A 19,661-nucleotide genomic window follows, 5' to 3' on the forward strand; every position below is an offset into this window, starting at 1 on the left:
CCCGCGACGCGGCCGCGCCGGTCGGGAAACGCGTTCACGGGCGCCAGGGCGCCCTCCACTTCGGGAGGGATACGTCCGCGCGAAGGAATCAACCGGGCACGGCGGGCTCTCGGCTCGCGGCCGGACGTCGAACGGCCGCGCCGGGTTGTGGGCTCATGGCTGGCGAGGTCGCGCGCGGACGGTGGACGGGTGCCCCCGTCGCCGGGTGGGCATGGCAGGATGACGCGGTGCTTCGCCGTCTGACCCTGCTGATCTCGCTGCTGCTCGGTGGCGTGCTCGTGCTCGGCGGGTGCGGCTCGTCGATGCTGGACGACCTGGGCAAGCGGCCGTCCTCCGCGCCGTCGGCGGCGCCCGTGCAGGTGTCGGGGGCGGTGGGGGAGCCGCCGTCCCTCGAGTACGAGCAGCCCTACGACGTGGTGCAGGCGGGGGCGCGGACGGTGTGGCCCGGGTCCGGGGATCCCGTGGCGGACGGCGAGCCCGTGCTGCTGAACATGTACGCCGAGGACGGGCGCGACGGTTCGGTCATCTCGAGCACGTACATCGACGCGCCGGGGTGGTACACGATGTCCCCGGAGTCGCTCGGCTCGAACCTCTACGACACGCTGCGCGGCCAGAAGGTCGGCGCGCGCATGCTGCTCCTCGAGGAGGACGACGACGTGCCCGTGATCCTCGTCGTCGACGTGCTGCCGACGCACGCGGCGGGCGCCGAGGTGACCCCCGCGAAGGGGCTGCCGACCGTCGAGCGGGGCGAGGGCGGCGCGCCGGAGGTCACGGTGCCGAAGAAGTCCGACCCGCCCTCCGACCTGCAGGTGCAGCCGCTCGTGCGGGGCACCGGGCCGCAGGTGCAGGTGGGCCACGTCGTGACGATGCGGTTCACGGCCGTGCGGTGGAGCGACGGGCGGCAGTTCGACACCACCTGGACCGCCGGGACGCGGCCGCAGTCCGCGACGATCGGCATCGGCCAGCTCGTCGACGGCCTCGACCAGGGCCTGATCGAGCAGACCGTGGGCTCGCAGGTGCTGCTCGTGGTCCCCCCGAGCCTCGGCTACGGTGGCACCAGCAGCGACCTCGCCGACGAGACCCTGGTCTACGTCGTGGACATCCTGGACGCGCACTTCCAGGTGACCGATGACGAGTCCACCGGCCAGGGCAAGGGCGACGACGGCGGCGACCCGGAGAAGGACCCGAAGAACGACACGGAGAAGTCGTCCGGCGACTGACCGGCGAGAGCACCGACGACAGCAGAAGGAAGGGTGAGTCCCGCATGTCCGTGGCCGTCCGCGTGATCCCGTGCCTCGACGTCGACGACGGTCGGGTCGTTAAGGGCGTCAACTTCACGAACCTGCGAGACGCGGGCGACCCCGTGGAGCTCGCGTCCCGGTACGACGGCGAGGGCGCCGACGAGGTGACCTTCCTGGACGTGTCCGCCTCCTCGGGTGGCCGCGACACGATGATCGACGTCGTGCGGCGGACCGCCGACCAGGTCTTCGTGCCCCTCACCGTGGGCGGCGGCGTCCGCTCGACGGACGACGTCGACCGCCTGCTGCGCGCCGGCGCCGACAAGGTCGGCGTCAACACCGCCGCCATCGCACGACCCGAGCTGGTCGCGGAGATCGCGGCCCGCTTCGGTCGGCAGGTGCTGACCCTCTCGGTGGACGCCCGCCGCGTCACCGGCGAGACGGTGACCCCCTCGGGCTTCGAGGTCACGACGCACGGCGGCCGCCGCGGCACCGGCATCGACGCGGTCGAGTGGGCCGCCCGCGCCGCCCACCTGGGCGCGGGCGAGATCCTGCTGAACTCCATGGACGCCGACGGCACCACCTCGGGCTTCGACCTGGAGATGCTCGCCGCCGTGCGCGAGAAGGTCGACGTGCCGCTCGTCGCGTCGGGCGGCGCCGGGGTCCCGGAGCACTTCGTCGCCGCGGCCAGGGCCGGGGCCGACGCCGTGCTCGCCGCGAGCGTCTTCCACTTCGGCACGCTGACGGTCGGCCGGGTCAAGGCGGCGCTCGCAGGGGCCGGCATCGAGGTTCGGCAGTGAGCTGCTGCCGATCCTGTCGATGAGCGGCAGGCCCGGCGTGGGCGCCGGGCGCGACGGTCGTGCCGGGGACGATCGGACCACGCTCAGCGGGTCGCGGCTGCGCCGCTCGGCGACGCTCGTGTGGCGCGGCATGCGCTCCGAGCCGCGCCTGTACGTGCTGGCCGTGGGCGCGTCCGCGGTGTTCGGCGCCGCCACCGTCGCGGTGAGCCGTGCCGTGGGCTGGGCCACCGACGCGGTCGTCGTCCCCGCGATCGCGGGCGACCCCGACGCGCGCTCGCGCATCTGGGTCGCCGGCCTCGTGCTCGCCGCGGTGGCGCTCACCCTCGCCCTCGGCGTCGCCGGGCGGCGCATCTGGGCCGGCTACGGGTTCGCGGCGATCCAGGCGCACCACCGGCGCGGGCTGTCCCGGCAGTACCTGCGCCTGCCCGTGTCGTGGCACCGCGCGCACCCCGCCGGTCGGCTCCTGTCCGCGGCGAGCGCCGACGTCGAGGCCGCCACCGGGGTCTTCAACCCCCTGCCCTTCGCGCTCGGCGTCGTGGTGATGATCGGGGTCGCCGCGGGGATGCTCCTCGCGGTCGACGTGTGGTTGGCCGTCGCCGCCCTGCTGGTCGTGCCCGCGGCGATCGCCGCGAACGTCGTCTTCCAACGACACATGACGCCCGCCGTGACGCGGGCGCAGCAGCTCCGGGCCGAGGTCGCCGACGTCGCGCACGAGTCGTTCGAGGGCGCCCTGCTCGTCACGTCGCTGGGCACGGCCGACCGCGAGGAGCGGCGGTTCGCCGAGCGCACGGACGCGCTGCGCGCCGCGAACGTGCGCGTCGGCACCGTCCGGGCCGTCTTCGACCCGGTCATCGAGCTGCTGCCCTCCCTCGGCACCCTGGCCGTGCTCGGCGTGGGCACCTGGCGCGCGTCCACGGGCGCGGTCGACGCGGGCGACGTCGTCACGGCGGCCTACCTGCTGACCGTCATGGCGGTCCCGGTGCGCGCCTTCGGCTGGGTGCTCGGCGAGCTGCCGCGCGCCCTCGTCGGCTACGACCGCATCGCCGGCATCCTCGACGCGCCGTCGACGCTGTCGCCAGGCAGCCAGGCGCTCCCGCGGGCGGCGGGCGGCCTGGCCGTCCGCCTCGAGGGCGTCGGGGTCGACGTCCCGGCGGCGGGCACGGCGGCCACCCTGCTCGACGGCGTCGACCTCGACGTCGCGCCCGGGACCACCGTGGCGGTCGTGGGCAGCACGGGCGCGGGCAAGACGACCCTGGTCTCGCTGCTCGCCCGGCTCAGCGACCCGACCCGCGGCCGGGTCCTGCTCGACGACGCGGACGTGCGCGACCTCGCGGCGGGCGAGGTCCCCGCGCAGGTGGCGCTCGTGACGCAGCAGACGTTCGTCTTCGAGGACACGGTCCGCGCCAACGTCACGCTCGCCGACCCCGGCGACGACGGCGCCCCCGACGACGCCGCGGTCTGGGAGGCGTTGCGCGTCGCCCGCGTCGACGACGTGGTGCGCGCGCTGCCCGGCGGGCTCGACGCGCCCCTGGGCGAGCGCGGGGCCAACCTGTCCGGCGGCCAGCGCCAGCGGCTCGCCGTCGCGCGGGCGCTGGTCCGCCGACCACGGCTGCTCGTGCTCGACGACGCCACGTCCGCCGTCGACCCGCGCGTCGAGGCGGAGATCCTCGGCTCCCTCGCGTCGGCGCGCGGCGGCCGGGGCGACGGGGACGACGTACCGGGCACGACCGTCGTCATGGTCGCCTACCGCATGTCGTCGGTGGCGCTCGCGGACGTCGTCGTGCACCTCGAGGGAGGCCGCGTCGCCGACGTCGGGCCGCACGCCGACCTGCTGGCCCGGGACGCGGGCTACCGCGCGCTCGCCACCGCGTACGAGCAGGAGACGGCGCGCCGGGCGCGCGAGCTCGCGGACGAGGCGGCCGCCGGGGAGCGACTGCCGGGGGACGAGCAGCTGGAGGGGACACCGTGAGCACGTCGCGCATCGCCGCCGCCAGCGAGCTGGGCGTCCTCGCGACGCTCCGCCGGGGCGTGCAGATCTCGCCGCAGATCGTCGACGGCCTGTGGCTCACCCTCGCGCTCGCCGTGCTGGCGGCTGCGGGGCGCGTCGTCGTGCCGGTCGCGGTGCAGCGCACCATCGACGACGGCATCCTCGCCGGAGGCGGGCCCGACGCCGGACGGGTGGCGCTCCTGACCGGTCTCGCCGCGGGTGCGGTGGTCGTCGCGGGGCTGTGCACCGCGGTGGTCAACGTCCGCCTGTTCCGCCGGACGGAGGCCGGGCTCGCCGCGCTGCGGGTGCAGGCGTTCCGGCACGTGCACGACCTGTCCACCCTCGCGCAGGGCACCGAGCGCCGCGGCGCGCTGGTGTCCCGCGTCACCTCCGACGTCGACACGATCTCGCTGTTCGTCCAGTGGGGCGGGATCCAGCTCCTCGTGTCGACGCTGCAGGTGCTCGTGGCCACCGCCCTCATGGCCGTGTACTCGTGGCAGCTCACCCTGGTGGTCTGGGCGTGCTTCGTGCCGCTGTTCCTCGTGCTGCGGCGCGCGCAGGGCACCGTGAACCGCGCGTACGCGGCGGTGCGCCAGGCCGTGGGCGCGATGCTCGGCGCGATCTCGGAGGCGGTCGTGGGCGCGGAGACGGTGCGCGCCTACGGCGTGGCGGCGCGGACCGGACGCCGGGTCGACGCGGCCGTCGAGCACACCCGCGCCACGCAGGCCCGCGCCCAGCTCCTCGTCTCGTCGGTGTTCTCGAGCGGCGTGCTGGTCGCCAACCTGGTGCTCGCCGTCGTCGTGGTGGTGGGCACGCTGCTCGGCGTCGGCGGCGGCCTGACGGCGGGCCAGGTGGTCGCGTTCCTGTTCCTCGTGCAGCTGTTCACCGGCCCCGTGCAGCAGGCCACGGAGATCCTCAACGAGCTGCAGAACGCCGTCGCGGGCTGGCGGCGCGTGCTGGCGGTGCTCGAGACGCCCCTCGACGTCGCGGACGCCGACGACGCCACGGCGAGCCCGCGCGGCCCCGCGGCGGTGACGCTGCGCGGGGTGCGGTACGCCTACCCCGACGGGCCCGAGGTGCTGCACGGGGTGGACCTGGAGCTGCCCGCGCGCCGCAAGGTCGCCGTCGTCGGGCGGACGGGCTCGGGCAAGACGACCGTCGCCAAGCTGGTCGCCCGCCTCATGGACCCGACGGAGGGGGAGGTGCTGCTCGACGGCGTCGACCTGCGCCGCCTCACGCTCGCCTCGTTGCGCGAGCGCGTCGTGCTCGTGCCGCAGGAGGGCTTCCTCTTCGACGGGACGGTGGAGCAGAACGTCGCCTACGGGCTGCGCCCGGACCCGCCGTCCGACCCCGCCGAGACCAGGGCGCGCGTCACCGGGGCCGTGGACGCGCTCGGCCTCACCGACTGGGTGGCCGGGCTGCCCCGCGGCCTCGACACGCCCGTCGGCCAGCGCGGCGAGGCGCTCAGCGCGGGGGAGCGGCAGCTCGTCGCCATCGCGCGCGCCTACCTCGCGGCCCCCGACCTGCTGGTGCTGGACGAGGCCACCTCGGCCGTCGACCCCGCCGCGGAGGTGCGGATCGCCCGGGCGCTGGACTCGCTCACCTCCGGCCGGTCCACGATCACCATCGCGCACCGGCTCTCGACGGCGGAGGCGAGCGACCTCGTGGTCGTCGTCGACGATGGCCGCGTGGTCGAGGTCGGCGGGCACGCCGAGCTGGCGGCCGCGGGCGGCGTCTACGCGCGGATGCACGCGAGCTGGGTGGCGCAGACCCGCTGAGCGTCCGGGCCGGTGCGGGGTTGCCGGACGGGAGCCCCGAGGCCCCTCCGGGCGTGGGAAGATGCACGGGTGCCCGACCTGACCGATGCCCCCGTGCCCGCGCTCGACCCGGCGGTCGCCGACCGGCTCAAGCGGGACGAGCACGGCCTCGTCGCCGCCGTCGTGCAGCAGCACGACACCGGCGAGGTCCTCATGCTCGGCTGGATGGACGACGAGGCCCTGCGCCGCACCCTCACCGAGGGCCGCGTGACGTTCTGGAGCAGGTCGCGCGAGGAGTACTGGCGCAAGGGGGACACGTCCGGCCACGTGCAGCTCGTCCGGTCCGTCGCGCTGGACTGCGACGGCGACGCCCTGCTCGTGCGCGTCCACCAGGTCGGCGCCGCCTGCCACACCGGCACCCGCACCTGCTTCGAGGCGGGCGGCGACCTGGGAGCCGTCGTCGGCCCCGACGCGCCGGCCGCCTGACCCACCCCGCTCGCCACCGGCGACGCGCCGAGCCCAGCAGACCAGCCCCGACCAGCCCGACGACCCTCAGGAGGACCGGTGACCACGCCCACCGTCGCGCAGCCCCACCCCGCCCCGCGCCCCACCCCCGTGGCGGGCCCGACGGAGCTGGACCTGGCGTGGGGCGCGACGTGGCCGGGTCTCGGCACGTTCCGCGCGCTGGCCGCCGACCGCCGCGTGATCCCCGTGGTCCGGCGCGTGCTTGCCGACGACGTGACGCCCGTCGGCCTGTACCGGACGCTCGCCCAGGACCGCCCCGGCACCTTCGTGCTCGAGTCGGCGGAGTCGTCCGGCGGCTGGTCGCGGTGGTCGTTCGTCGGCGTCGACTCGCGCGCCACCCTCACCGCGCAGGACGGCCGCGCCGTGTGGCACGGCGACGTCCCGGCGGGCATCCCGCGCGAGGGCGACGTCGTCGACGTGCTCGGCGCGGCGCTCGAGGCGCTCCGCACGCCGCCGATCGAGGGCCTGCCCCCGCTGACGGGCGGGCTCACGGGCGCGCTCGGCTGGGACGTCGTGCGGCACTGGGAGCCCACGCTGCCCGCGAACGCCCCCGACGAGCTGGGCGTGCCCGAGGTGGCCCTGAGCCTCGCGACCGACCTCGTGGCGGTCGACCACCACACGGGCGCCGCGTGGCTCATCGCCAACGCCATCAACGGCGACGGCACGGACGAGCGGGTCGACGAGGCGCACGCGGACGCCGTGGCGCGGCTCGACGCCATGCAGGCGCGGCTCGCCGCCCCGGCGCCGGCCGTCCCCACGGTCCTGCGCGGACCGGACGAGGTGACCGAGCCCGCGCTGGAGTTCCGCTCCACGCGCGAGGAGTTCGAGGCCGCCGTGCGGACCGGGCAGGAGGCGATCCGCGACGGCGAGGTGTTCCAGGTCGTGCTGTCCCAGCGCCTCGGCCTGGACTGCCCGGCCGCCCCGTTGGACGTGTACCGCGCGCTGCGCACCATCAACCCGAGCCCGTACATGTACTACTTCCGCCTCACCGGCCCCGACGGCCGGGAGCTCTCCGTCGTCGGCTCCAGCCCGGAGACGCTGGTGAAGGTGACCGACGGCCACGTGACGACGTACCCGATCGCCGGGTCGCGCCCGCGCGGGGCGACGGTCGAGGAGGACGTGGTGTTCGGCGAGGAGCTGCTCGCCGACCCCAAGGAGCGCGCCGAGCACCTCATGCTCGTCGACCTGTCGCGCAACGACCTCGTGAAGGTCTGCGAGCCGACGTCGGTCGAGGTGGTCGAGTTCATGGCCACCCGTCGGTTCAGCCACATCATGCACCTGTGCTCCACCGTCGTCGGCCGCCTGCGGGCGGGCGCCACAGCCCTCGACACGCTCCGTGCGACGTTCCCCGCGGGCACGCTGTCCGGGGCGCCCAAGCCCCGGGCCATCGCGCTGATCGACGAGCTCGAGCCCGCGTCGCGCGGGATCTACGGCGGCACCGTGGGCTACTTCGACTTCGGCGGCAACATGGACATGGCCATCGCGATCCGCACCGCGTGCATCCGCGACGGCCGGGCGTGGGTGCAGGCCGGCGGCGGCATCGTCGCCGACTCCGTGCCCGCGCTCGAGTACGAGGAGTCGCGCAACAAGGCGGCCGCGGCGGTGCGCGCGGTGCAGCTGGCCGCTCGGTTCCGCGCGCTCTGAGCGCGGCACGGGCAGCACGGACGGACGGACGGGCAGGCAGGACGACAGACATGGACGACGCAGGAAGTAGCGCGCACGACGGCGGTCGCCCGCCGGGCCGCGGGCCGCTGCGCGCGCGGTCACGGGCCGTGTGGGCGGTGGTGGCGGTCGGCGGGCTCACGCTCGCGACGGCCTCTCCGACGTGGGTGAGCACGACGGTGTCGACGGCCCTCCAGCCGACGGTCGACGTCGCGGTCACGGGCACCACGGCGGCACCGGCGGTCGGGGCCGCCGCGCTGGTCGTCGTGGCGGGCGGGGTCGCCCTCGCCATCGCCGGGCGGGTGGCGCGCTGGGTCGCGCTGGTCGTCGTGGCGCTCGCGGGCGTCCTCGCGGCGGCGTCGGCCGCGGCGGTGCTGCTCGACCCGCTGCCGGCGGCGACGTCAGGGGCCTCGGCGACCGCCGGGGTGACCGACCTCACGTCGCCGGTCTCCGTCGCCGTCTGGCCCTGGCTGACGGTGGTGCTGGGTGTCGTCGCGGTGCTCGTCGCGGCGCTCGCGGCGGCGGGCGCGCCCGCCTGGGGAGCCACCTCCGGGCGGCACGAGCGGGCCGACGGCGAACCCGCCGCCGGCGAGACGCACCCCGGCACCGGGGCGACGTCGTCGGGGGACGACCCCGACGCACCTGGTCAGCACGACCCCCACGACGCGTGGGACGCGCTCTCCCGGGGCACGGACCCGTCCGCGGACCGCTAGGCTGGACCGCGCACCACGTCACGAAAGGGCATCACATTCCCATGACCGAAAACCGCAACGCCGAGGTCGCGTACCTGCCCCCGGCCGTCCCGCCCACGAACCACGGCCACACGACCGCCGCGTGGACGGCGATGATCGGCATCATGCTGGGCGTGGCCGTCGGCGCCGTCGGGATGCTGCCCGACGTCCCGGACGCGGTGGTCTGGGTCGGCGTCGTGATCGTGGCCGCCTCGCTCGTGCTCGGCCTCGTGCTGCGCAACATGGGTCTCGGCCAGCCCAAGGACGGCGTGACGCCGCGCCGGTCCTCCGCCGGCCACTGAGCTCGCGCCCGGCGGCTCCGGCCGCCGCCCCGCACCTCGACGGCGCGTCCCCGACCAGGGGGCGCGCCGTCGCCGCGTCTCACGGTCGGAGACGTGTCCGGACCGGCTCGCGGACGGGCCTACGATGGCTGGCAGGCGTCGGTGCGGCGTCAGGGGACGGGGGAGGCAGACCATGACGGTCCTGGAGGACATCGTCGCGGGGGTCCGTGAGGACCTCGCGGTACGCCAGGCGCGGACGTCGCTCGACGAGCTCAAGGAGCGCGCGGCCCGCGTGCCGGGCGCGCTCGAGTGCTGCGGCCGCCTGCTCTCGGAGGATCGCGTCGCCGTGATCGCCGAGGTGAAGCGGTCCAGCCCCAGCAAGGGCAGCCTGGCGCCGATCACCGACCCGGCCGCGCTGGCCGAGGAGTACGCCAGCGGCGGGGCCAGCGCGATCTCCGTGCTCACGGAGCAGCGGCGGTTCGGCGGCTCCCTCGCCGACCTGGACGCCGTCCGGGCGCGGGTGGACGTTCCGGTGCTGCGCAAGGACTTCGTCGTCACGCCCTACCAGGTGTGGGAGGCGCGGGCCCACGGGGCCGACCTCGTGCTGCTCATCGTCGCGGCGCTGGAGCAGACCGTGCTGACGTCCCTCATCGAGCGCGTCCACTCGCTCGGCATGACGGCGCTGGTCGAGGCCCACACCGAGGACGAGGTGCGCCGGGCGCTGGACGCCGGGGCGCGCGTCGTCGGCGTGAACGCCCGCGACCTCAAGACCCTCGAGGTGGACCGCACGACCTTCGCGCGGCTCGCCCCGCTCGTCCCCGACGACGTCGTCCGCGTGGCGGAGTCCGGCGTCCGCGGCCCGCACGACGTGCTGGACTACGCCCGGTCCGGGGCGCACGCCGTGCTCGTGGGCGAGGCGCTCGTGACCGACGGCGCGCCGCGCCGGTCGGTGGCCGACCTGGTCGCGGCCGGGCAGCACCCGGCCCTGTGGTCGGTGCGCCCGGCGGCTCAGCCGTAATCCCACCCCGCACGCCACGCACAGCACACGACCACGGCACAACACCACACGGCACACCGACCCGACGGCGTCCTGGACGACGGTCGGCGGAGGTCCGGGCGACCGGTACCCTCGCCACGACCACTCGTGCAGAGCGCCGAGCGGTGGTGCCGACGAGAGACGGAGGACCCGTGCCCGACCAGCCCGTACGGGAGGCCCTGACCGAGACCCTGGCGCACCAGGTGCTCGGGCGGCTGGCGGACGTCGAGGGCCCGTACTTCGGGCAGTTCGGCGGACGCTTCGTGCCCGAGGCCCTCATCGCCGCGCTCGACGAGCTCGAGACCGAGTACCGCAAGGCGCTCGGCGACCCGGCGTTCACGGACGAGCTGGCCCGCCTGCACCGCGAGTACACCGGGCGTCCCTCGCCGCTCACGGAGGTGCCGCGCTTCGCGGAGCACTGCGGGGGCGCGGAGGCCGGCCACCGGGTGTTCCTCAAGCGCGAGGACCTCAACCACACCGGGTCGCACAAGATCAACAACGTCCTCGGCCAGGCGCTCCTGGTCAAGCGCATGGGCAAGACGCGCGTGATCGCCGAGACCGGCGCCGGGCAGCACGGCGTGGCCACGGCGACCGCGGCCGCCCTGCTCGACCTCGAGTGCGTCGTGTACATGGGCGAGGAGGACACGCAGCGCCAGGCGCTGAACGTCGCCCGGATGCGGCTGCTCGGTGCCGAGGTCGTGCCCGTGACCATCGGCTCGCGCACCCTCAAGGACGCCATCAACGAGGCGTTGCGCGACTGGGTCGCGAACGTCGAGAGCACGCACTACCTGCTCGGCACGGTGACGGGCCCGCACCCGTTCCCGGAGATGGTGCGCGAGTTCCACCGCATCATCGGCGAGGAGGCGCGCGAGCAGATCCTCGAGCGCACGGACCGGCTGCCGGACGCCGTCGCGGCGTGCGTGGGCGGCGGCTCCAACGCGCTCGGCATCTTCAACGCCTTCCTCGACGACGAGGGAGTCTCCCTGCACGGCTTCGAGGCCGGGGGAGAGGGCATCGAGTCCGGCCGCCACGCGGCCCGCTTCTCCGGCGGTGCCCCGGGCGTGCTGCACGGCGCCCGGTCCTACCTGCTGCAGGACGACGACGGTCAGACGCTGCCGAGCCACTCCGTCTCGGCGGGGCTGGACTACCCGAGCGTCGGGCCCGCCCACTCCTGGCTGCACGACCTGGGGCGGGCCACCTACGAGCCCGTGACGGACGACGAGGCCATGGAGGCGTTCCGCCTCCTGTGCCGCACCGAGGGGATCATCCCGGCGATCGAGTCGGCGCACGCGCTCGCCGGCGCCCTGCGCCTGGGGCGCGAGGCGGCGGAGGCCGGCCGGACCGGCCAGGTGATCCTGGTGAACCTGTCGGGTCGCGGAGACAAGGACGTGGCCACCGCGGCGCGGTGGTTCGGGCTCCTCGACGAGGACCATGCGGACGACGCCACGCCGGAGGGGGACCAGTGAGCACCACGACCGACACCTCGCCAGCCGCGGCACCGTCCGCGCGGTCGACCACCGGAGCGCGCCTCGACGCCCTCCGGGCCGAGGGGCGCGCGGCCCTGGTCGGCTACCTGCCCGTCGGGTTCCCCGACGTCGAGCGCTCAATCGAGGCCGTCCTGGCGACCGTGGACGCGGGCGCCGACGTCGTCGAGATCGGCGTGCCGTACACGGACCCCGTGATGGACGGCCCGGTGATCCAGCGTGCCGCGGAGGCCGCGCTCGCCGCCGGCACCCGGGTCCGCGACGTGCTGCGCGTGGTGGAAGCCGTCGCCGAGCACTCGGGCGGGCGGGTGCCCGCCCTCGTGATGACGTACTGGAACCCGGTGCTGCGATACGGGGTCGACGCGTTCGCGCGTGACCTCGCCGCCGCCGGGGGCGCCGGCCTCATCACCCCCGACCTCATCCCGGACGAAGGAGCCGACTGGATCGCGGCGTCCGAGGCCCACGGCCTCGACCGCGTGTTCCTCGTCGCCCCGAGCTCGACGGCCGAGCGGCTGGCTCTCACGGCGCGGGCGTCCCGCGGCTTCGTCTACGCGGCGTCCACGATGGGCGTGACCGGTACGCGCGACCAGGTGGGCGACCGTGCCGAGCAGCTCGTCGCCGACACCCGGGCGGCAGGCGCCGACCACGTGTGCGTCGGGCTCGGCGTGTCGTCCGGCGCGCAGGCCGCCGAGGTGGGCCGGTTCGCCGACGGCGTCATCGTCGGCTCCGCGCTCGTGCGCCCGCTGCTGGCCGATCGTCCGTGGGCCGACCGCCTGGACGCGCTGCGGGAGACCGTGGCGGACCTCGCCGACGGCGTGCGCCGCGCCCGCGGGGGGCCGGGGGCGGGCGTGTGACCACGGCCATGCTGGCGACCGCGGTCTCGGTGCAGGCGGCCATCCCGAGCCCGTCGCAGCACACGTGGTATCTCGGTCCGGTGCCGATCCGCGCCTACGCGCTCGCCATCCTGGCGGGCATCGTCGTCGCGGTTTGGATGACCACCAGGCGCTGGGTCGCCCGCGGCGGCGACGCGGACGACGTCCTCGACATCACGTTCTGGGCCGTCCCGTTCGGCATCGTCGGCGGCCGGCTGTACCACGTGATCAGCACGCCCGAGCCGTACTGGGGCGAGGGCGGCGACCCCGTCCGCGCCCTGTACGTCTGGGAGGGCGGCCTCGGGATCTGGGGCGCCGTGGCGCTCGGCGCCGTCGGCGCCTGGATCGGCTGTCGTCGCAAGGGCGTGCGTCTGAGCTCGTTCGCGGACGCGCTGGCCCCCGGCCTGCTCGTCGCGCAGGCCATCGGGCGGCTGGGCAACTGGTTCAACCAGGAGCTCTTCGGCGCGCCCACGACGCTCCCGTGGGGGCTGGAGGTCTCCCCGGAGGTCATCGAGCGCCTCAACGCCGACACCGGCACGACGTTCGCCGCCGGGACGCTCTTCCACCCCACGTTCCTGTACGAGCTGCTCTGGAACCTCGGGGCGGCCGCACTTCTCGTCTGGCTCGACCGCCGGTACAGGCTCGGTCATGGGCGGGTATTCTGGGCCTACGTCGCGCTCTACACTCTGGGCAGGGTGTGGATCGAGATGCTCCGCATCGACACCGCCGAGCACGTGCTCGGGCTGCGTCTGAACGTGTGGACGTCGATCGTCGTGGGCCTGGGTGCCCTCGTCGCCTTCGTCGTCATCGGTCGGCGCTACCCGGAACGTGAGGACGGGGTGGAGCTGCCCGGTCGCACCCGTGACCGGCAGGACTCTGAGCAGGACACCGAGCCTGACACCGAGTCCGACACTGAGCTTGACACCATGAGCACCGCGCACGCCGGGGCCGCCGCAGGCGCCTCCGGCCGGGACGACGGCCGCGACAGCGGCGGCGGACCGCACCGTGCGGACGCGGGCGCGTCCGGCCCCGACCGGGGACCGGCCGACCGCGACTGAGGCGACGCCGACCGGGGCACCACCCGGGCGGGGCCGCCTATGTTTCCGACGGGCCGACGATGTCCCGACCACCATTGAGCATGACGCGCCCGCGTGCGGGCGTGCAGGAGGACGGTGTTGATGACCACGCCGCAGCATCGGGTCGCGCGGCCCTCGGCCCAGGGCCTCTACGACCCCGCGTCCGAGCACGACGCGTGCGGTGTCGCGTTCGTCGCGACCCTGCGCGGGACGCCCGGCCGCGACATCGTGGACGCGGGCCTGACCGCCCTGCTGAACCTCGACCACCGCGGTGCGGTGGGCGCGGAGGAGAACAGCGGGGACGGGGCCGGGATCCTCACGCAGATCCCGGACGCCTTCGTCCGCGACGTCGTCGCCGCCGAGCTCCCGCCGGCCGGCCACTACGCGATCGGCATGGCGTTCCTGCCGCAGGACCGCGCGGAGGCCGACGCGGCCGCGCGCCGGTTCGAGGCGATCGCCGCGGAGGAGAAGCTCGACGTCCTCGCCTGGCGCGACGTGCCGGTCACGGCCGACCTGGTCGGCCCGACGGCGCGCGCCTCGATGCCCCTGTTCCGGCAGGTCGTCGTGGCGGACCCGTCGCGCGAGCTGTCGGGGCTCGAGCTCGACCGCCGCACCTACCGGCTGCGCAAGCGCGCGCAGAACGAGCTGGACCTGTTCCTCGCCTCGCTGTCGAGCCGCACCCTCACGTACAAGGGCATGCTCACGACGGCGCAGCTCGAGCCGTTCTTCCCCGACCTGAGCGACCCGCGCTACGCGTCGGAGATCGCGCTGGTGCACTCCCGGTTCTCCACGAACACGTTCCCGTCGTGGCCGCTGGCGCAGCCGTTCCGGCTCGTGGCGCACAACGGCGAGATCAACACCGTGCGCGGCAACCGCAACTGGATGGCCGCCCGCGAGAGCACCATGGCCAGCGAGGTGCTCGGCGACCTGACGCCGCTGCTGCCCGTGTGCACGGAGGGCTCGAGCGACTCGGCCAGCTTCGACGAGGTGCTGGAGCTGCTGCACCTGTCCGGCCGCTCGCTGCCGCACGCCGTGCTCATGATGGTCCCGGAGGCGTGGGAGAACCACGCCGAGATGGACCCGGCCCGGCGCGCGTTCTACCAGTACCACGCGAACCTCATGGAGCCGTGGGACGGGCCCGCCTGCCTCACGTTCACCGACGGCACCCTCATCGGCGCCGTGCTCGACCGCAACGGCCTGCGGCCGGGGCGCTACTGGGTCACGGAGGACGGCCTCGTCGTGCTCGCGTCGGAGGCCGGGGTCCTGGACCTCGACCCCGCGACGATCGTGCGCAAGGGGCGGCTCGAGCCGGGGCGCATGTTCCTGGTCGACACGGTCCAGGGCCGGATCGTGGAGGACGACGAGCTCAAGTCGCAGCTCGCCGCCCAGCGGCCGTACGGCGAGTGGATCGCCGGCAACACGATCACGCTGGACTCCCTGCCGGAGCGCGAGCACGTCGCGCACTCGCCGGCGTCCGTGCAGCGGCGCCAGCGCGCCTTCGGGTACACCACCGAGGAGCTGAAGATCCTCCTCACGCCGATGGCCGACACGGGCGCGGAGGCGCTCGGGGCCATGGGCTCGGACACCCCGATCGCCGTCCTGTCGAGCCGGCCGCGGCTGCTGTTCGACTACTTCACGCAGATGTTCGCCCAGGTGACGAACCCGCCGCTGGACTCGATCCGCGAGCAGCTCGTCACGGCGATCGACAGCACCATCGGCCCCGAGCCGAACCTCCTCGAGGAGGTCGCGAGCCACGCCCGCAAGCTCGACCTGCCGTTCCCGGTGCTCGACAACGACGAGCTCGCCAAGATCGTGCGCATCGACCGCGACCCGCGGCTCGAGGGCGAGTTCCGCGCCGGCATCGTGCGCGGCCTCTATGAGGTGTCGGGCGGCGGCAAGGCGCTGCAGGCCCGGCTCGAGGAGATCTTCGCCCAGGTCGACGCGGACATCGCGGCGGGCGTGACGCACGTGGTGCTGTCCGACCGCGACTCCGACTCGGAGCTCGCGCCGATCCCGTCGCTGCTGCTGACCAGCGCCGTGCACCACCACCTGCTGCGCCAGGGCACGCGCACCCGGATCTCGCTGGTCGTGGAGGCCGGTGACGTGCGCGAGGTGCACCACGTCGCACTCCTCATCGGCTACGGCGCGGCCGCGGTGAACCCGTACCTCGCCATGGAGACGGTGGAGGACCTCGCGCTGCGCGGCTACCTCGCCGTCACGCCGGAGGCGGCCGTCGCCAACCTCATCACCGCGCTCGGCAAGGGTGTGCTCAAGGTGATGAGCAAGATGGGCATCTCGACGATCATGTCCTACCGCGGCGCGCAGATCTTCGAGGCCGTCGGGCTCTCGCACGAGCTGGTCGAGGACTACTTCACCGGCACGACGAGCCGCCTGGCCGGCATCGGCCTGGACGTCATCGCGGCCGAGGTCGCGGCGCGGCACGCGGAGGCGTACCCGGCGTCCGGCAACCACGCGGCCCACCAGCGGCTGACCAGCGGCGGCGAGTACCAGTGGCGCCGGGACGGGGAGGAGCACCTCTTCGACCCGGAGACGGTCTTCCGGCTGCAGCACGCGACCCGCACGGGGCGGATGGACATCTTCCGCCAGTACACGCGCCGCGTGGACGAGCAGTCGCGCCGGCTCATGACGCTGCGCGGCCTGCTGCGCTTCACGCCGGACCGCGAGCCGGTGCCGATCGACGAGGTCGAGTCGGTCTCCGAGATCGTCAAGCGGTTCAACACCGGCGCGATGTCGTACGGGTCGATCTCCGCGGAGGCGCACGAGACGCTCGCGATCGCGATGAACCGTCTCGGCGGCCGGTCCAACACGGGCGAGGGCGGCGAGGACCCGGAGCGCCTGTACGACCCGGAGCGCCGCTCCCGGGTCAAGCAGATCGCGTCCGGCCGGTTCGGCGTGACGAGCGAGTACCTCACCAACGCCGACGACATCCAGATCAAGCTCGCGCAGGGCGCCAAGCCCGGCGAGGGCGGCCAGCTGCCCGGGCCCAAGGTGTACCCGTGGGTCGCCAAGACCCGGCACTCGACGCCCGGCGTGGGCCTCATCTCGCCGCCGCCGCACCACGACATCTACTCGATCGAGGACCTGGCACAGCTGATCCACGACGCCAAGAACGCCAACCCGGCGGCGCGCGTGCACGTCAAGCTCGTCTCCGAGTTCGGCGTCGGCACCGTGGCGACCGGCGTGTCCAAGGCGCACGCGGACGTGGTGCTCATCTCGGGCCACGACGGCGGCACGGGCGCGAGCCCGCTGACGTCGCTCAAGCACGCCGGCACGCCGTGGGAGATCGGCCTGGCCGAGACGCAGCAGACGCTCGTGCTCAACAACCTGCGCGACCGCATCGTCGTGCAGGTCGACGGGCAGATGAAGACCGGGCGCGACGTCGTCGTGGCCGCGCTGCTCGGGGCCGAGGAGTTCGGCTTCGCCACGGCGCCGATGGTCGTCTCGGGCTGCATCATGATGCGTGTCTGCCACCTGGACACCTGTCCGGTCGGCGTGGCGACGCAGAACCCGGAGCTGCGCAAGCGGTTCACGGGCAAGCCGGAGTTCGTCGTGAACTTCTTCGAGTTCATCGCGCAGGAGGTGCGCGAGCACCTCGCGTCGCTCGGCTTCCGGTCGATCGAGGAGGCCGTCGGGCACGTCGAGGCGCTCGACACGCGCAAGGCCGTCGACCACTGGAAGGCGCAGGGGCTCGACCTCGCGCCGGTGCTCGCCGTGCCCGAGCCGGCTCCGGGCACCACGCTGCACCAGGTCGCGACCCAGGACCACGGCCTCGCCAAGGCCCTGGACAACCAGCTGATCGAGCAGGCGCGTCCCGCGCTCGAGGACGCGCTGCCCGTGCGGGTCGAGCTGCCGGTGCGCAACGTCAACCGCACGGTGGGCACGATGCTCGGTCACGAGGTGACCAAGCGGTACCGCGGCGAGGGCCTGCCGGACGACACGATCGACGTGACGCTCACGGGCTCCGCCGGCCAGTCGCTCGGCGCGTTCCTGCCGCGCGGCGTCACGCTGCGGCTGTACGGCGACGCCAACGACTACGTCGGCAAGGGCCTGTCCGGCGGTCGGATCGTCGTGCGGCCGGACCGGTCCGCCGTGCTCGAGGGCGCCGCGAACGTCGTGGCGGGCAACGTCATCGGCTACGGCGCGACGTCGGGCGAGATCCTGCTGCGGGGCCGCGTGGGCGAGCGCTTCGCCGTGCGCAACTCCGGCGCGACGCTGGTCACCGAGGGCGTGGGCGACCACGGCTGCGAGTACATGACGGGCGGCACCGTGCTGGTGCTCGGCCCGACCGGCCGCAACTTCGGCGCCGGCATGTCGGGCGGCGTGGCGTACGTGCTCAACCTGCGCGACGTCGCGATGAACATCCAGGCGGTCAAGAGCGGCGAGCTCGAGGTCGGCGCGCTGGACGACGCCGACTGGGAGCGCGTGCGCGGGCTGCTGGAGCGGCACCTGGCGGAGACCGGCTCGCCCGTGGCGGCCGAGCTCCTCGAGGACGACGGCGCGCGGGCCCGCTTCTCGCGCGTCCTGCCCGCGGGCTGGGCCCGCGTGCGTGCCGCGCTGGCGGACGCCGAGGCGGCCGGGAAGACGCTGGGCGAGGGCGACGACTTCGACCCGGCGATGTGGGAGCAGATCATGGAGGTGGCGCGTGGCTGACCCCCGCGGATTCCTGAAGGTGCGGGAGCGCGAGCTCCCGCCGAACCGCCCCGTCGAGGTGCGGCTGCGTGACTGGAAGGACACGCACGCCCACCGCGAGGAGGGGCAGCCGTTCCTCAAGGAGCAGGCGGGCCGCTGCATGGACTGCGGCATCCCGTTCTGCCACCAGGGCTGCCCGCTCGGGAACCTCATCCCCGAGTGGAACGACCTGGTGTGGCGCGGGCAGTGGGCCGACGCGATCGAGCGCCTGCACGCGACCAACAACTTCCCGGAGTTCACCGGGCGCGTCTGCCCGGCCCCGTGCGAGACGAGCTGCGTGCTGGGCATCAATCAGCCCGCGGTGACGATCAAGAACGTCGAGGTGTCGATCATCGACGAGGCGTTCGAGCGCGGCCTTGTGACGCCCCAGGTGCCCCAGCGCCTCACGGGGTCGACCGTGGCCGTCGTCGGCTCGGGCCCGGCCGGCCTGGCCGCCGCCCAGCAGCTCACGCGCGCCGGTCACACGGTCGTCGTGTACGAGCGGGACGACGCCATCGGCGGGCTCCTGCGCTACGGCATCCCCGACTTCAAGCTCGAGAAGACGCACATCGACCGTCGGCTCGAGCAGATGGAGGCCGAGGGCACCCGCTTCCGCCCGGGCGTCGCCATCGGCCGCGACATCACCTGGGACGCGCTGCGCCGCCGGTTCGACGCCGTGGTCCTGGCGACCGGCGCCACCGTGCCGCGCGAGCTCGGGATGCCGGGCCGTGACCTCGGTGGCGTGCACTTCGCGATGGACTTCCTCACCCCGGCGAACAAGGCCGCGGCGGGGAGCCCCGTCGAGGGCGCGCCGTCGGCCGCGGGCAAGCACGTCGTGATCATCGGCGGCGGCGACACCGGCTCGGACTGCCTCGGCACCTCGCTGCGGCAGGGCGCGGCCAGCGTCACCACGCTCGCGATCGGCAAGAAGCCGCCGCTCGAGCGTTCGGCGAGCCAGCCCTGGCCGACCGACCCGATCGTCTTCGAGGTCTCGACGTCCCACGAGGAGGGCGGGGAGCGCAGCTACCTGGCCTCGACGGTAGAGTTCGTGGGCGGCGAGGACGGGAACGTCCGGGCCCTGAAGGTCGCCGAGACCGAGTACCTGCCGGACGGCCGGCGGGTGCCCAAGCAGGGCACCGAGCGGGAGATCCCGGCGGACCTGGTCCTGATCGCCATGGGGTTCACCGGCCCGGAGACCGACGAGCTGGTGACCCAGACCGGCGCGGAGCTCACGACGCGCGGGCTGGTCCGGCGCGGCGACGACTACGCCACCAGCCTGCCCGGCGTGTACGCGACGGGTGACGCGGGCCGTGGGCAGTCGCTGATCGTCTGGGCGATCGCCGAGGGCCGCGCCACAGCGGCCGCCGTGGACGCCTACCTGCAGGGCAGCTCCGAGCTGCCCGCGCCGGTCGGCCCGCGGACGGTCGCGCTGCGAGGATAAGAAGAACAACGACGAAGCAGTACCCGGGTGCCGTTCCGGCACCCGGGCGCCGCCCCGGCTCGCGCCGGGGCGGATCGACGAC

14 protein-coding genes are annotated in these 19,661 nt (G+C 74.6%); all 14 read left to right on the forward strand.

Annotated elements, in window-relative coordinates:
- The first annotated feature begins 227 nt into the window (after window positions 1–227).
- The 14 genes from ABZ493_RS09120 to ABZ493_RS09185 all read left to right on the forward strand — a co-directional run bounded on the left by ABZ493_RS09120 (window position 228) and on the right by ABZ493_RS09185 (window position 19,579).
- Window positions 228–1,220: an FKBP-type peptidyl-prolyl cis-trans isomerase gene (locus tag ABZ493_RS09120; protein WP_430581852.1), complete on the forward strand. Its 993-nt coding sequence runs from the start codon at window positions 228–230 to the stop codon at window positions 1,218–1,220.
- A gap of 44 nt (window positions 1,221–1,264) precedes the next feature.
- Window positions 1,265–2,038: an imidazole glycerol phosphate synthase subunit HisF gene (gene hisF / locus ABZ493_RS09125; RefSeq protein WP_430581853.1), complete on the forward strand. Its 774-nt coding sequence runs from the start codon at window positions 1,265–1,267 to the stop codon at window positions 2,036–2,038.
- 130 nt (window positions 2,039–2,168) lie between these two features.
- Window positions 2,169–4,007, forward strand: a complete 1,839-nt coding sequence (locus tag ABZ493_RS09130; RefSeq protein WP_430581947.1) for an ABC transporter ATP-binding protein — start codon at window positions 2,169–2,171, stop codon at window positions 4,005–4,007.
- Entirely contained in the window at window positions 4,004–5,803 is a 1,800-nt protein-coding gene (locus ABZ493_RS09135; RefSeq protein WP_430581854.1) for an ABC transporter ATP-binding protein, read from the forward strand. The genes ABZ493_RS09130 and ABZ493_RS09135 overlap by 4 nt, the downstream gene beginning before the upstream one ends.
- Before the next feature lie 69 nt (window positions 5,804–5,872).
- A complete protein-coding gene (gene hisI, locus ABZ493_RS09140) occupies window positions 5,873–6,268 on the forward strand; it encodes a phosphoribosyl-AMP cyclohydrolase (RefSeq protein ID WP_430581855.1) in 396 nt (131 codons plus the stop codon).
- Window positions 6,269–6,397: 129 nt separating this feature from the next.
- Window positions 6,398–7,951 carry an anthranilate synthase component I gene (locus ABZ493_RS09145; RefSeq protein WP_430581948.1) on the forward strand — a complete coding sequence of 518 codons (1,554 nt, stop codon included), beginning with the start codon at window positions 6,398–6,400 and terminating at the stop codon, window positions 7,949–7,951.
- Window positions 7,952–8,001: 50 nt separating this feature from the next.
- Window positions 8,002–8,682 (forward strand): Trp biosynthesis-associated membrane protein, encoded by a 681-nt coding sequence (locus tag ABZ493_RS09150; protein WP_430581856.1) that lies wholly within the window; start codon window positions 8,002–8,004, stop codon window positions 8,680–8,682.
- 41 nt (window positions 8,683–8,723) lie between these two features.
- Complete coding sequence (locus ABZ493_RS09155) at window positions 8,724–9,002, forward strand: HGxxPAAW family protein (protein WP_430581857.1); 279 nt, start codon at window positions 8,724–8,726, stop codon at window positions 9,000–9,002.
- 172 nt (window positions 9,003–9,174) lie between these two features.
- Window positions 9,175–9,999: an indole-3-glycerol phosphate synthase TrpC gene (gene trpC / locus ABZ493_RS09160; protein WP_430581858.1), complete on the forward strand. Its 825-nt coding sequence runs from the start codon at window positions 9,175–9,177 to the stop codon at window positions 9,997–9,999.
- Window positions 10,000–10,220: 221 nt separating this feature from the next.
- Complete coding sequence (trpB, locus tag ABZ493_RS09165; protein WP_430581949.1) at window positions 10,221–11,483, forward strand: tryptophan synthase subunit beta; 1,263 nt, start codon at window positions 10,221–10,223, stop codon at window positions 11,481–11,483.
- The gene (gene trpA / locus ABZ493_RS09170) at window positions 11,480–12,355 is read left to right on the forward strand and encodes a tryptophan synthase subunit alpha (protein WP_430581859.1); all 876 of its coding nucleotides are present in this window, start codon (window positions 11,480–11,482) and stop codon (window positions 12,353–12,355) included. Before trpB ends, trpA begins: the two co-directional genes overlap by 4 nt.
- Before the next feature lie 8 nt (window positions 12,356–12,363).
- Entirely contained in the window at window positions 12,364–13,431 is a 1,068-nt protein-coding gene (lgt, locus tag ABZ493_RS09175) for a prolipoprotein diacylglyceryl transferase (protein WP_430581860.1), read from the forward strand.
- A 120-nt stretch (window positions 13,432–13,551) separates the two neighbouring features.
- Window positions 13,552–18,120 (forward strand): glutamate synthase large subunit, encoded by a 4,569-nt coding sequence (gltB, locus tag ABZ493_RS09180; RefSeq protein ID WP_430581861.1) that lies wholly within the window; start codon window positions 13,552–13,554, stop codon window positions 18,118–18,120.
- Complete coding sequence (locus tag ABZ493_RS09185; RefSeq protein ID WP_430581862.1) at window positions 18,113–19,579, forward strand: glutamate synthase subunit beta; 1,467 nt, start codon at window positions 18,113–18,115, stop codon at window positions 19,577–19,579. Before gltB ends, ABZ493_RS09185 begins: the two co-directional genes overlap by 8 nt.
- The last annotated feature ends 82 nt before the right edge of the window (window positions 19,580–19,661 follow it).

The organism is Isoptericola sp. NPDC019482 (assembly GCF_040632295.1).
Classification (GTDB): domain Bacteria; phylum Actinomycetota; class Actinomycetes; order Actinomycetales; family Cellulomonadaceae; genus Isoptericola.